Annotated in this window: 13 protein-coding genes and 1 riboswitch; of the genes, 6 read left to right on the top strand and 7 right to left on the bottom strand. The window is 64.9% G+C overall.

Annotated elements, in window-relative coordinates; all coding sequences use genetic code 11:
* Window positions 1–47: 47 nt before the first annotated feature.
* A complete protein-coding gene (gene cls, locus ACR65K_RS10600; protein ID WP_440152717.1) occupies window positions 48–1523 on the bottom strand; it encodes a cardiolipin synthase in 1476 nt (491 codons plus the stop codon).
* A 95-nt stretch (window positions 1524–1618) separates the two neighbouring features.
* Between cls and ACR65K_RS10595 the strand changes: the two genes are divergently transcribed.
* Both ACR65K_RS10595 and ACR65K_RS10590 read left to right on the top strand, forming a co-directional pair.
* The gene (locus ACR65K_RS10595) at window positions 1619–2548 is read left to right on the top strand and encodes an aminodeoxychorismate lyase (RefSeq protein ID WP_440152715.1); all 930 of its coding nucleotides are present in this window, start codon (window positions 1619–1621) and stop codon (window positions 2546–2548) included.
* A 59-nt stretch (window positions 2549–2607) separates the two neighbouring features.
* Entirely contained in the window at window positions 2608–3072 is a 465-nt protein-coding gene (locus ACR65K_RS10590; protein ID WP_056331565.1) for a pyridoxamine 5'-phosphate oxidase family protein, read from the top strand.
* A 38-nt stretch (window positions 3073–3110) separates the two neighbouring features.
* On the opposite strand, the gene ACR65K_RS10585 is transcribed toward ACR65K_RS10590, so the two are convergent.
* Complete coding sequence (locus ACR65K_RS10585; RefSeq protein ID WP_440152714.1) at window positions 3111–3815, bottom strand: TetR/AcrR family transcriptional regulator C-terminal domain-containing protein; 705 nt, start codon at window positions 3813–3815, stop codon at window positions 3111–3113.
* Window positions 3816–4035: 220 nt separating this feature from the next.
* Between ACR65K_RS10585 and ACR65K_RS10580 the strand changes: the two genes are divergently transcribed.
* Window positions 4036–4290, top strand: a complete 255-nt coding sequence (locus ACR65K_RS10580; RefSeq protein WP_056331561.1) for a hypothetical protein — start codon at window positions 4036–4038, stop codon at window positions 4288–4290.
* Between the two features lie 135 nt (window positions 4291–4425).
* Here ACR65K_RS10580 and opgC read toward each other — a convergent pair whose 3' ends face one another.
* Window positions 4426–6891: an OpgC domain-containing protein gene (opgC, locus tag ACR65K_RS10575; RefSeq protein ID WP_440152713.1), complete on the bottom strand. Its 2466-nt coding sequence runs from the start codon at window positions 6889–6891 to the stop codon at window positions 4426–4428.
* A 226-nt stretch (window positions 6892–7117) separates the two neighbouring features.
* Window positions 7118–7233, top strand: a riboswitch (SAM riboswitch).
* 13 nt (window positions 7234–7246) lie between these two features.
* Here opgC and ACR65K_RS10570 point away from each other — a divergent pair.
* Genes ACR65K_RS10570 through ACR65K_RS10560 form a run of 3 tightly spaced genes read left to right on the top strand, consistent with a single transcriptional unit; the run spans window position 7247 to window position 9138 of the window.
* Window positions 7247–7522 carry a DUF1737 domain-containing protein gene (locus tag ACR65K_RS10570; protein ID WP_056331557.1) on the top strand — a complete coding sequence of 92 codons (276 nt, stop codon included), beginning with the start codon at window positions 7247–7249 and terminating at the stop codon, window positions 7520–7522.
* A complete protein-coding gene (locus ACR65K_RS10565) occupies window positions 7519–7929 on the top strand; it encodes a rhodanese-like domain-containing protein (RefSeq protein WP_056331555.1) in 411 nt (136 codons plus the stop codon). The genes ACR65K_RS10570 and ACR65K_RS10565 overlap by 4 nt, the downstream gene beginning before the upstream one ends.
* On the top strand, window positions 7930–9138 hold the full coding sequence (locus tag ACR65K_RS10560) for an O-succinylhomoserine sulfhydrylase (RefSeq protein ID WP_056331552.1): 1209 nt from the start codon (window positions 7930–7932) through the stop codon (window positions 9136–9138).
* Here the strand turns inward: ACR65K_RS10560 and ACR65K_RS10555 are convergent.
* From ACR65K_RS10555 to ACR65K_RS10540, 4 genes are all read right to left on the bottom strand, one after another.
* Complete coding sequence (locus tag ACR65K_RS10555; RefSeq protein WP_440152710.1) at window positions 9135–9452, bottom strand: DUF1905 domain-containing protein; 318 nt, start codon at window positions 9450–9452, stop codon at window positions 9135–9137. The two genes, ACR65K_RS10560 and ACR65K_RS10555, sit on opposite strands and share 4 nt — an antisense overlap.
* A gap of 71 nt (window positions 9453–9523) precedes the next feature.
* The gene (locus tag ACR65K_RS10550; protein ID WP_142118176.1) at window positions 9524–9814 is read right to left on the bottom strand and encodes a DUF3611 family protein; all 291 of its coding nucleotides are present in this window, start codon (window positions 9812–9814) and stop codon (window positions 9524–9526) included.
* A 104-nt stretch (window positions 9815–9918) separates the two neighbouring features.
* Complete coding sequence (locus ACR65K_RS10545) at window positions 9919–11145, bottom strand: glutamate--cysteine ligase 2 (RefSeq protein ID WP_440152708.1); 1227 nt, start codon at window positions 11143–11145, stop codon at window positions 9919–9921.
* Window positions 11146–11211: 66 nt separating this feature from the next.
* Window positions 11212–12735: a UDP-N-acetylglucosamine 1-carboxyvinyltransferase gene (locus ACR65K_RS10540; RefSeq protein ID WP_440152706.1), complete on the bottom strand. Its 1524-nt coding sequence runs from the start codon at window positions 12733–12735 to the stop codon at window positions 11212–11214.
* Window positions 12736–12847: the final 112 nt, after the last annotated feature.

The following is a 12847-nucleotide window of genomic DNA, read 5'->3' as shown; positions in this document are numbered from 1 at the left end:
CCGGCTTGTTGGAACGTGTTTATTGAACAGTGCTTACTGGACCGTACCTATTGGACTGTGGCCGTCAGCCGGGCCACGTTGTCCACATAACGTGCGGCGAGCGGCCTGTTGAGCCAGTCCGCCAGCTTCAGTTCATGTGAAATGTCCCGGTAGGTATCCTCCACCGCCCGCATCTTGTTCACGATGTCCTCGCCCAAGAGCATGACCGACACCTCCAGGTTCAGCGAGAACGACCGCATGTCCATGTTGCTGGAGCCCAGGACGGCCACTTCGTCGTCGATGGTGAAGTGCTTGGCATGCAGCACGAACGGCGCCTTGTACAGGTAGATCCGCACGCCGGCTTCAAGGAGCGCCTCATAGTAGGACCGCTGGGCGTGGTGGACCAGGAACTGGTCGCCCTTCTCGGACACGAACAGCTCCACGTCCACGCCGCGCTGGGCCGCAGTGGTGATGGCGTAGAGCAGTGAATCGTCTGGAACGAAGTAGGGGCTGCAGATGGAGATCCGGTGCTGCGCGGAGTAGATGAGCGTGTTGAAGAGCCGGAGGTTGTTTTCGGTGATGAAGCCGGGGCCACTGGGCACCACCTGGGCCGTGACGTTGCCGGGTTCGGGGTTCGACGGAAGCTGCAGCTGGTGTTCCAGGGATTCGTCGGTCTCGGTCAGCCAGTCGGTGGCGAAGACGACGTTCAGGGTGGTCACGATGGGGCCGCGCAGGCACGCCATCAGCTCCACCCATTCGCGGCCTGCCTTGCGGTGCCGCGGGTTGTTATAGGAGGGCTCGATCAGGTTCTGAGAGCCCGTGAACGCGACTTCGCCGTCCACCACCAGGATCTTGCGGTGGTTCCGCAGGTCCGGCCGGCGCCACTGGCCGTGAATGGGCAGCAGCGGCAGCATCCGCTTCCACTGGATCTTGCCGGCCTTGAGCCGCTTGAGCAGCTTCCGGTAGCCCTTGATCCGCAACGTTCCGATGTGGTCGAAGAGGAGCCGGACTTCCACGCCTCGTTCGGCGGCTTCCTCCAGTGCGGTGAGCAGGTCGTTGGTGATGTGGTCCGAGCTCATGATGTAAAACTCGGCATTGACGAATTTCTTCGCCTTCCGCACGGCGTTCGTCATGTCCAGGATGGAGTCCGGGTAGCCGGGGATGAGCTCGACGGAATTGTTGTCCACCATGGGCAGCGAACCCAGGGTGCGGTTGAGCTCAGCCGCGGACTTCACCCACTCAGGCCCCGGATAGTCACTTTCGGCATCCGCGAGGGCGGTGATGCCGGCCCGCACCCGGTCATTGACCTGCTGCTGCTGTGCGCGGCGGCGGCTGGAGAGCTGGAAGTTCCCGAACAGCAGGAACAGCACAATGCCCACGAACGGGATGAAGAAGATCCCCAGCAGCCAGGCCATGGCGGTGGTGGGCCGCCTGTTCCCGGGGATGATACCCAGCGCCAGGACCCTGATGACAAGGTCGGCGAAGCCCAGGAGCACCACAACCCATGTCGGCGCGGTGCCGGCAAGCGAAAAAGGCCACAACACGTCAATAACTCCCGGGGAGATTGGGCTCCCGGAGGACGGTTTTCGCCCGGGGCACTCTGCCCAGCTTATCCGCGGCACCGCACTAAGCTGGTGCCATGAGCTCTCCAGCCCCCGTGGTTCTCGTTTTCCTTGACCCTGCTTTCCCCGACGGCAGGGTGGCCGACGCCTCCAAGCCCCAGCTGCTGGTCACCGACCTTGGCGTCACGCGCGGCGACGGCGTCTTCGAAACCATGCTGGCAGTCGGTGGGACGGTGCGGAAAATGCAGGCACACCTTGATCGGCTTGCCGGTTCGGCAACGGCGCTGGACCTGGACATCCCGGACCAGGACGCCTGGCGGCGTGCCATTGCCGCTGCCGTGGCCCGGCACCGGTCGGAGAACGTGCCGGCAGACCCTTCGGCAGATGAACTGGTGGTCAAACTGGTGGTGACCCGCGGCGCGGAGGGCGCCACCACTCCCACCGCGTGGGTCCAGGCCTCCCCGGCCGGTGCTGTCGGCCGCCGGCAGCGCGAAACGGGCATCGATGTCATCCTCCTTGACCGGGGCTACGACAGTGACGTGGCCGAACGGGCCCCCTGGCTGCTCCTGGGTGCCAAGACGCTCTCCTACGCCGTCAACATGGCGGCACTGCGCCACGCACACAAACAGGGCGCCGACGACGTCATCTTCACGTCATCCGATGGTCGCGTCCTGGAAGGGCCCACGTCCACGGTGCTGCTGGCCCATGTGGAAAAGTCCGACGACGGCACAACAGTCAAACGCCTCATCACCCCGCAGCTGGACAGCGGCATCCTGCCCGGAACCTCCCAGGGCGCCCTCTTCGCTGCAGCCAAGGCGGCAGGCTGGGAACTGGGCTATGGCCCCCTGGAACCCCGGGACCTCCTGGACGCCGACGCCGTCTGGTTGATCTCCAGCGTCCGCCTGCTGGCGCCCGTGAACCGGATCGACGGCAAGGAGATCGGCACCCCGTCCGTCCAAAAGGAACTGACCACCGAATTGAACGGGCTCTTCGCGGGCATCCATTAGCCCCCGACAGGCCCGCCCTGCCCTTTTCCCGTCCCGGCTTCACCCGTAAGGTGTGCACCATGGACTCGCAAAAGCTGCCGATCGAGAATTTGTCCTTTGACGACTGCTGGGATCTCCTTGCCAATGACATCGTGGGCAGGCTGGCCATTGTGGTGGACGGGCATCCGGAGATCTTTCCCGTGAACTACGTTGTCCATCTGCGCAGCATCCTGTTCCGCACGGCGCCCGGGTCCAAGCTCTGGGGCGCCAGGATGGAAAGGCCCGCCGCACTGGAAATTGACGGCTACGATCCCGCCACCGAACTGGCCTGGAGCGTGGTGGTGCGGGGCGATACGGAGATCGTCGAGGACCAGGCCGTCAAGGATGCGGTGGACGGCCTGGGCCTGGAACCGTGGCAGCCCGGCGAAAAGGCAAACTACGTCAGGCTGAACGCCAAGGCACTGACCGGGCGCAGGTTCCAGGTGAACCGGCCGGACGTCTGGAACACCCGCGTCCAGGACCGGCGCCGGGCGTCATTCGAATAGCGCCGCTCCTAAGGCTTCACCTCTCGGCGGCGGCACTTTCACGCTCTGGAACCGGCCACCTGCCGCGAAAGCTGCGCCTCCAGCCCGGACAGCAGGATGGTGAGTCCCTGGTCAAGCTCCCTGGCGCCGTCGTACTCTGACAAGGCCGGTGCCAGAGCCCGCAGGCGGGGGAATTCCTTGGCGGGCAAGCGGTGGAGCCCAAGGCGCAGCAGCACTTCGTTCTCTTCCGGGTCCACCACGTACTCCTGAAGTTCGTTCAGGATGTGCCCGTAGAGGAAGCCGTAATAGGCACGGTAGACATGGAGCGCATCCGCCGGTTCGAATCCCGCGGACGCCAGCAGGGTCAGGATCTGTTCCAGCGGCCGTAGGGTGCCCAGCGGCCGCAGTCCCAGCGGCGTGGACAGGGGCCGGGTCACCAGCAGGGGGACCACGTTGGGGTGCTCGAGCGCCAGCATCCGCAGATCGTGGGCGATGTTCCGCAGCTGGGCTTTCCAGTCCGGATCCTCGGGATGAATCGGGAGCTGGTCAAGGACCAACTCTGAAACCCCGTCCAGGAGCGCAGCGCGGTTCTCGGCGTAGCGGTAGAGGCTCATGGGGTCCCGGCCAAGCTCCTGCCCCAGGCGCCGCATGGTCAGCGCGTCCAGCCCTTCGGCGTCAACCAGTTCGAGGGCCTTGGCCAGCACGGTTTCCCTGCTTAACCTTGCCTTGGCAGTTGTGCGGCCGGAAGCACGCGGGGAATCCATGATGTTGTCCTAGCGGTGGAGGTGGTCCCGAATAAATCGAGACGGTTGCGTCACTTGTAGTCTACGGGTACAGTCTACAGCGTAGACAGGCGCTGACAACGCTGAGGCCCACTGCATTCCAGGGGGACTCAACCTATAAATCCGATGGCCACGTGCAGGGCATCGGATTTTGCTGCTGTAGCCGAACGGCGGCGCCGAGCACTTAGCGAAGGGGGCCGTCATGGCACATTCGCAGTTCGATATTTTCCTCAATGAAGCCACCTACCCCGACCAGGCCTCGGGTTCCAGCCTGGACCGCGACCGCCTCTACGGGCTGTACACCAGCTGGTGCTTCATCAACCAGCAGCCGCCCGGCAACGAGGACAGCTTCTGGGCAGCCATGAAGCAGAGGATTTCGCCGCGCCGCAACGGCCTTCGCATGAAGGGTCCTGCCGCTGCGGACTACATCCTCACCAGCTACCCCGGGCTGGTCTAAGACCTCCAGGGCTTTACAACGGCCACCTGACAACGAGTGGTACTGATCAAATGCTGTGGCACACCGTGCCGCAGCATTTTTCATGCCCGCCTTGACGTGGCAGCATAGCGGCGGCTGGGCTGGGCCGGAGTGGAACTAGGTAGGGATGATCCGGAACAGGAACTTGGTGCGGACCATTACCCAGAGCAGCGCCAGGACCACGGCGTAGGCCGCCGTGTTGAGGAAGATGCTTTGCTGCTGCAGCGCCGGAATGTTGGCCACGACGGCGATCAGCACCACGTGCATGATGAACACGTAGAGCGTGGCGCGGCCCAGCGGAACCAGGAACCAGCCCAGGGCCCGCTCCACCGGTTTCCAGTAGGCGCTGAGGAACGCGTAGGCCGCCACCACCAGGACCAGGACGTTGAGCAGGCGGCCCGGGGCCAGGTATGTCCGGGAGAAGAAGGCGTCGTACATGGCCCGGTAAGAGGCGTCCGGCAGGAGCGCCAGCCGGACGTCATAGTTGTTGGCCAGGTACGGGTTGCCCCAGGACAGGAAGGCCAGCGCGAACGCCACCGCGGTGCAGGCAACCACCGCCCAGGCGTGCCGGGACAGCCATGCCGTGATGCTGTGCCGGTGATAACCCGCCACCAGCCCGAGCACGAACAGCACTTGCCACACCAGCAGCGGGAAGGAGTCCTCGAACTGCGAGGGCAGCATCCGGAACCTGGTGACGGCCCCCACCGCATACAGGACGAGCGTCGCAGCCAGCACCCAGATGGCCTTGCCGCGGTTAAGCGCAGCGAGGATCAGCGGGCTGGCCAGCAGGAGCACCACATAGAGTCCCATGACGTTGAACTGCCAGGGTCCGAACTGCAGCAGAACGATGGCCGGCAGCACCTGGGGCGGGACGGGGAACTGGAACAGCGATGACATGCCTGCGTACAGGTCATAGGACCGGCCGGTTCCGGTATGCCCGGCTCCACCGGTTCCCTGGTCAACGAATGTGGTCAGGGCCTCGGTATTGAAGAGCGGGAGCAGGGACAAGAGGAAGACGCCGATCAGAACCGCCAGTGCCGTCAGGTAGAGCTTGCCTGCGCGGCGTGTGGTGAGGTCCACCACCCGCCCGAAGTCCTCCCTGGCCTTGGGCCCGTACACCATGCCCACCACCAGGCCGGAGAACAGGACGAAAAGTTCCGCGCCGGACACGAAGCCCACCGTCTCCTGGGTAAGCAGTTGGAACAGCGAAGCCATGCCCAGGTGGTTCACCACCACAAAGACGATGGCCACTCCGCGCAGCAGATCCACCCGCGAATCCCGGGTGGAGGGATCCCGGTAGCTCCAGGCCGTGGCAGCGTTGATCCGGCGGGGAATCTGCCACAAGGCCACCAGGAGAATCACCATGGCGGCAGCGACAGTCCAGGCGGCAGCCCCGGAGAGGGTGTTGCTCCGGTCGTACGTGATTCCGGAGGCAACGCCGGTGAGCGGACCCGTGACCATCGGAGATTCCTTAAGTCTCTCCAGTGCCGCTTTGGCAATATCCGGGTGGCCGGTAAGCAGCCAACTGATGCTTGCCACGCCGGTATCCCTGGTGCTGGTGCGCTCGTCCCAGACCACTGCGGCAGTCGCGGCAAACCCGGGGGACGTGGCAGTGGTTACCACCTGGTCCCACCAGCCCGTTTTGATGTCCGCCTCGGACGCCCCGCCGGAGGCAGGGCTGTAGAAGGCCGCGGTCTGGAGGAGGAAAGGCTTATTGTGCCCCTCGGAGTAGGTGCCGTAGAAGTTTTCGCTGCCGGAGTCCGTCAGCATCTCCTGGAGTTCGCCGGCCCGCGGCAGGGTGTTGGCGGCGGCACCACCGGCGGTGTCATCGTGATAAGCAGCCAGCCCCACCCAGTCCACGGCGTCATCGCCCGGGTAGAAGGGCGCGTAGGCGCTGTCTTTTCCGTCCCAGGCACCGTCACCGTTCGTGTCCAGGACGGAAAAGCCTTCGCTTCCCGGCTGCGGCGCATTCCGGTTCCGGTCGAAGGGGTAGTCCTTGCCCAGGTAAGGCGCCCACACCATGGCGGCCCGGCCGCCGTCGTACTTCCTGAACGCTGCCGCAACCGTTTGGAAGGCCTCACGGTAGGCGGCAGGTTGTTGGCCCCATGCCACCCAGCTTGTGTTCATGTCCGGGGCAAACCGGACCAGCAGCTGCCCCTTGAATCCGGCGGCGAGGCCGCGCACCTGCTGGGCGAACGCTTCTGCCTCCGGGGCGCCGAGCTGGTCCAGCGGCACCGCCGGCTTCACCGTGAGCAGGGCGTGGGCGCCTTCGGCCCCGGCCTGCTGAAGGAAACCATCGATGTCATTCCGTTCAGAATCGCGGTACGGAATGGTGATGTCGTGGCCGAAGACGGCCGGGCCTGCGCCAAGCCTGCCGCTGAATCCTGCGGCAGTGTCCTCGCCCCATTCGAGCACCGCACCGAGCCAGGGCTTCCCCTTCTCGGGTTCAGCCTCCGCCGCATGCGCAGGAGGAGCCGCCAACAGGACCATGAGCCCAATGAGGGCCGCTGCCAGAAGCGCGGCAATCGGCTGCCGGTGGTTCCGGCGGGTTGCGGCGTGGTGGTGCGATGTGACTGGCCGCATGGTGCGAAGACCCCCGGTACTCGTTGCCCTGATGACGCCGGCGGCGCCCCGGTAAGAACTTTATCGGCCCGGCGGCTGCTGACTGTGCGCGGCGGGCCGCCCACCTGCGGCGATGTCCGTCGTCGGACTGTCCTCCGGCACTGCACCTTCCCTCGGCTCAGCTCAATTACGGAACATGACGACGGCGGCGATGCGGCCTGGCGCGGCAGGTGTTACGTTTTTGGGGAGTAATGAGTACCGGTGTGAAGCCCTGACTGGCCGGTCGGCAACCCTCCCTTTCGCGGCGGGGTGCCTCAGGTGAATACTCGGCATATCGACCGATTCGAGCTGCAAGCGTGAAAGAAGGAGATCCGTCGTGTCTGACGCACCCGCCCCTGAAGAGAAACTGTCCTACCGCCTGATCAGTGGCCCGGACAACCGTGAATTCTGCGAGCGGATTTCTGCCGCCCTGGCCGAGGGCTACGTGCTGCACGGCAGCCCTGCGGCAACCTTCAACGGGACCAGCGTCATCGTGGCGCAGGCAGTGGTCCTTCCGGCAGCGATCGCCTCCGCAGACGCAGCGGTGGCCACCGCAGTGGATCAGCTGGACGCAGACTTTGAGGGCGAGTTCGACGGCGAGGGCCACGCATGAGCTACGCGGGAGACCTCACGCCCCATGAGGCATGGGAAAAGCTGCAACAGGGCGCCGTCCTGGTGGACGTCCGCACCGAGGGCGAATGGGCCCACATCGGCATCCCGGACACCAAGGCCACGGACAACGATCCCCTCTTCATCCAGTGGACCTTCCCCGGCGGCATCCCCAACCCCGACTTCGTCAAGGACCTCAAGGAGCAGGCGCCGGAGGACCCGTCCGCTGAACTGGTGTTCCTGTGCCGGTCCGGCGCCCGTTCCGTTGCGGCTGCCACCGCCGCCACGCAGGCCGGCTTCATCTCCTACAACGTGCTGGAAGGCTTTGAAGGCGAGCCGGACCGCTACGGTGAACGCACCGTCAACGGCTGGAAGAACCGCGGCCTGCCTACCAACCTCGGAAAGAACTAAGTGAGCTTCAACCAAGACGCCCCCGGCTGGAGCCCCGACACCCAGGCTGTCCGCGGCGGGCTGGACCGCACCAACTTCCAGGAAACGTCCGAGGCCATCTTCCTGAATTCCGGCTTCGTCTACGAATCCGCCGCAGCAGCTGAACGTGCCTTCACCGGCGAAGACGAGCGCTTTGTCTACTCCCGCTACGGCAACCCGTCCGTTGCCACTTTCCAGGAGCGGCTCAGGCTGCTGGAAGGCACCGAAGCATGCTTTGCGACGGCGTCGGGCATGTCCGCGGTGTTCACCGCCCTGGGTGCCCTGCTCGCTGCGGGGGACCGGGTGGTGGCCGCCCGTTCGCTCTTCGGTTCCTGCTTTGTGATTCTGAACGAGATCCTCCCGCGGTGGGGCGTGGAGACGGTCTTCGTGGATGGTCCGGACCTGGACCAGTGGCGCGAAGCCCTCTCCCAGCCCACCACCGCCGTCTTCTTCGAATCCCCGTCCAACCCCATGCAGGAGATCGTGGACATCGCCGCGGTCAGCGAACTTGCGCATGCTGCCGGGGCCACCGTGGTGGCGGACAACGTCTTTGCCACTCCCCTGCTGCAGCGCTGCGGGGACCTGGGCGCGGACGTCATCGTTTACTCGGGCACCAAGCACATCGACGGGCAGGGCAGGGTGATGGGCGGCGCCATCCTGGGCACCAAGGAGTTCATCGATGGCCCGGTGAAGCAGCTGATGCGCCATACCGGGCCGGCGCTCTCCGCGTTCAACGCCTGGGTCCTGACCAAGGGCCTGGAGACCATGAGCCTGCGGGTAAGCCATTCCTCTGCCACCGCCCTGCGGCTCGCGGAGTGGCTGGAGCAACAGCCTGCCGTGAGCTGGGTGAAGTATCCGCTGCTCACGTCCCACCCACAGTATGAGCTGGCCGCAAGGCAGATGAGCGCCGGCGGTACAGTCCTCACCCTTGAGCTCGCTTCCTCCGGTGGGCGCTCCGGCAAGGAAGCGGCCTTCGCACTGCTGGACGGGCTGCGGATCATAGACATCTCCAACAACCTCGGCGATTCCAAGTCCCTGATCACGCACCCCGCCACCACAACGCACCGCGCGATGGGCCCGGAGGGTCGTGCCGCCATTGGCCTCACTGACGGTGTGGTCCGGCTTTCCGTGGGTCTTGAGGATGTTGACGACCTGATCGGCGACCTGGAACAGGCACTGAAGCAGATCTAGCCGGGCGGGGAATGGTCCGTCCGGACTTCCAGGTGGACTTGCACGCTGTCACCGTCCTTGAGGTGCGCCTTGTCCCTGACTTCCTTTTTGACGGGCAGCAGGTACGACGCGCTTTTGCTGTCGCGGAACAGCGACGTCTGCCACGAATGGCCGTCCACCTCGGCCTGGACTTTGACGGAGCCGAATGCCTTGCTGGCCCCTGCCGTTAGGGCGCGGACGTCGTCCGCCACCTCTGGCGGCAGGGTCAGGAAGTGCCAGCCGGCTTCGCCTGGGTACAACCACAGTTCGGCTTTGAAGGAATACGACGGCGTCACGCGCCGAGTATGGCACGCCGCCCCCGCAGGTGCCACAGATTTCGCCGGTGTGGCTATGAGCCGGCTAGAACCTAAAGTGTCGGCTTCGTCGTCTGCTGCTCTGAAGGAAGTGAAACCAAGGCGAGATAGCGCATTACCAGGGCCGCTGAAATCAGGGCCGCCGAGAACGGCAGGCAACCCTGGGCCGCCAGGACATAGATTTGCGTCAAGGCGAAGAAGAAGCCGTTGGAACCGTTTAACGTATAGGTTCCGATCGTCTGCATAAACGTGTTTGAAAACAACAGGATCAACAGGCCCACCGCACCCAGGATGATTCCCGCCCACAAGGTGCGCCGATACAGCATAGACTTCGCGTTTTCCACCAATTCAATCCCCCAACTACAAGAGCAGCCCATGGCACCGTTAACCCACCTAAGCACGGGCTGGAATGCTCGACAAGGCTCGGGGAAATCGGGCCGGCTATCCTTCAGGACTGGCGGACGCGCAGCAACTCAGGCGTGGCCTCCACATCTGCAAGATCCAGGGCATCGCGCATTGTGACGTGGACGGCCTGCCGGACCACGGCGCCGAACCCCATGTCCTCCGGGGGCGGTCCCGCCAAGGCCTTTTCGCGGGCGCGGCGCTGTTCAGCGGCTCCAGTTCCGCGGGCGATGATGTCCTCCACGCCCTGGCGGGCCAGGGCCAGCTCGCCCTGTTCGGTCAGGACGGGAGCCAGGTAATCCACCAGGGAGCGCACCACGTCCGCGGCCGGCGCGGGGCGGAAATTGCCGAAATCAAGGAGTTCACCACTGAGGCCGGCACTGCTGGCCTGCCAGGAAGCCATCCGCAATAGGACAGTGGGAACAGGCGCAGGCTCCACGCCGTCCCGCCATTCCCTGCTGGCGGATTCCACCAGCGCCCGGACCAGCACGGCAATGAGCGCAGCGTCCTCCGCACGAAGGCACACATCCGCCACCCGGACCTCCACCGTGGGGTGGTTGCGGGAAAGCCGGGCATCGAAATACAGCATGCCCTCATCGAGCATGACGCCGCTGTCCAGCAGCCGGGTGACCACCCGCCGGTAGGCAGCGTATGTGCCGTAAATACCGGCGGGCCCCGCGGTAGGCCACCGGTTCCAGGCCTGCGTGCGGTAGCTTTCGAACCCGGTGGGAACGCCGTTCCAGAAGGGCGAATTGGCGCTTAGGGCCGTCAGTACTGCCAGCTTGTCCCGGATCCGGTCCAGGACCGCCACGCCCTCTTCAGGCGATTCGATGAACGTGTGGACGTGGAAGCCGCAGGTCAACTGTTCCTGGGCGGTGAGGCCAAAGCGTTCCAGCATCCTGGCGTAGCGCGGGTCCGGGGTGGTGTGGGTGGTGGACGCCATCGGCGACGTGGCGAGTGCCGCCACCCGGGCGCCGTGTCTCCTGGCGGACTGATCAGCCAGAGAGCGGCCCGCGCGGATCTGTTCGAGCAGGCTCCCGTACTCCAGGCAGGGCCGGGTCTGCGTCTCGATCTGCTCAAGCTTCAGCTCGGCACTCAAGCCCATCTCGTCGTCGTAATCCGCCTCCCTTCCCGTGTGGTGGACCTCCGCGTCGACGGGAAGATCATCAGCTGCAACGTGGTGGTTGGCCAGGAGGGCGTCGGCCAGGGCAAGGGGCTCCCCCGACTCCGGATCAACGATCAGGAGTTCTTCCTCCACGCCAAAAGTACGCATACCAACATTCTGCGATACTTGCCCCGCATTCACAGGGCACCAGCGGTTCATGACGAACCGTGAATGCTAGTCCTGGAAGTACTCCACCTTGGCGCCGATGGTGTTCAGTCGCTCGGCCAGGTCCTCGTACCCACGCTCGATCACGTAGATGTTCCGCAGCTCGGATACTCCCCGCGCGGCAAGCATGGCCAGCAGCAGGCAGGCGGCCGGACGCAGCGCAGGCGGGCAGCCCACCTCGGCGGCGCGCCACTTGGTGGGCCCATTGACGTAGATCCGGTGCGGATCCAGGAGCTGCACCTGCGCCCCAAGCCGGTTCAGCTCCGTCAGGTAGATCGCCCGGTTCTCGTACACCCAGTCGTGGATCATGGTCTGGCCATGGGCGTTCGCCGCGATGACCGCAAAGAACGGCAGGTTGTCGATGTTCAGCCCGGGGAACGGCATGGGGTGGATCTTGTCCTCGGGGGCACGCAGCGTGGAGGGTTTGGTGGTGACATCCACCAGCCGGGTACGGCCGTTGCGGGCCATGTACTCACCGGAGATTTCCAGTTCCTGGCCCATTTGGCCCAGGGTGGCCAACTCGATCTCCATGAATTCGATGGGCACCCGGCGCACCGTGACCTCGGAGTTGGTGACGATGCCGGCGGTGATGAGGCTCATGGCCTCGATGGGATCCTCCGAAGGGAAGTATTCAATCTCGGCATCAATTTCGGGCCGGCCGGTGATCTTCAAGGTGGTGGTGCCCACGCCCTCGATGGTGACGCCGAGCATCTGCAGATAGAAGCACAGGTCCTGAACCATGTAGTTGGGGCTCGCATTGCGGATCACGGTGGTACCGGGCCGGTGCGCCGCAGCCATGATGGCGTTCTCAGTGACGGTGTCCCCGCGTTCAGTGAGGACGAAGGAGCGGTCGCGGGTATCGGCAGGGGGCGCCTGAACGGTGTAGAAACCTGAGGTGGCCTCCACCGACAGGCCGAACTGGCGCAGTGCCTGCATGTGCGGCTCCACGGTGCGGGTGCCAAGGTCGCAGCCGCCGGCGTAGGGCAACCGGTACTCCCGCGACTCATCCAGGAGTGGACCCAGCAGCATGATGACGCTGCGGGTCCTGCGGGCCGCGTCGACGTCCATCGCATCCAGGTCCAGGACGGCGGGACGGCGCAGGCGCAGGTCCGTGTCGTTGAGCCAGGTACATTCCACGCCGATGCTGGTCAGCACTTCGACGATGCGGTTGACTTCCTCGATCCGGGCCAGCCGGCGAAGCACGGTGGTGCCGCGGTTGATCAGGCTGGCGCACAGCAGGGCGACGCCGGCGTTCTTGCTGCTGTTGACGTCCACGGCGCCGGACAGGGTGCGGCCGCCCTCCACGCGGAGGTGCGTCATCTGCGGTTTGCCCACGTTGACGATGCTGCGGTCGAAGATGGTTTCCAGCCTCTGGATCATCTTCAGGCTCAGGTTCTGCTTGCCCTGTTCCATCCGGGCGACGGCGCTTTGGCTGGTGCCGAGTTCGGCGGCCAGCTGGCCCTGGGTCCAGCCCTTCTCGGTGCGGGCGTCCCTCAACATGGCGGCAACGTGCTCAGCGGTTTCCTGCGTCATAACCAAAAATATATCATAAATGAGTTATTCTGGCTGCTGTCGCGCCACGAGCCGCATCGCTGGAAAGCCTGTACCCGCTGGATGCGATACAAATCACCAGCAGGGTCACCGC

This window comes from Arthrobacter sp. SAFR-179, assembly GCF_059414945.1.
The sequence above is the reverse complement of the archived record's forward strand: the minus strand, read 5'-3'. Positions and strand labels throughout refer to the sequence as shown.

Bases quoted from the DNA above. Each gene is read 5' to 3' on its own strand.
- ACR65K_RS10595 (WP_440152715.1), top strand. From the start codon at position 1,619: ATGAGCTCTCCAGCCCCCGTGGTTCTCGTTTTCCTTGACCCTGCTTTC.
- ACR65K_RS10590 (WP_056331565.1), top strand. From the start codon at position 2,608: ATGGACTCGCAAAAGCTGCCGATCGAGAATTTGTCCTTTGACGACTGC.
- ACR65K_RS10585 (WP_440152714.1), bottom strand. From the start codon at position 3,815: ATGGATTCCCCGCGTGCTTCCGGCCGCACAACTGCCAAGGCAAGGTTA.
- ACR65K_RS10580 (WP_056331561.1), top strand. From the start codon at position 4,036: ATGGCACATTCGCAGTTCGATATTTTCCTCAATGAAGCCACCTACCCC.
- opgC (WP_440152713.1), bottom strand. From the start codon at position 6,891: ATGCGGCCAGTCACATCGCACCACCACGCCGCAACCCGCCGGAACCAC.
- ACR65K_RS10565 (WP_056331555.1), top strand. From the start codon at position 7,519: ATGAGCTACGCGGGAGACCTCACGCCCCATGAGGCATGGGAAAAGCTG.
- ACR65K_RS10545 (WP_440152708.1), bottom strand. From the start codon at position 11,145: ATGCGTACTTTTGGCGTGGAGGAAGAACTCCTGATCGTTGATCCGGAG.
- ACR65K_RS10540 (WP_440152706.1), bottom strand. From the start codon at position 12,735: ATGACGCAGGAAACCGCTGAGCACGTTGCCGCCATGTTGAGGGACGCC.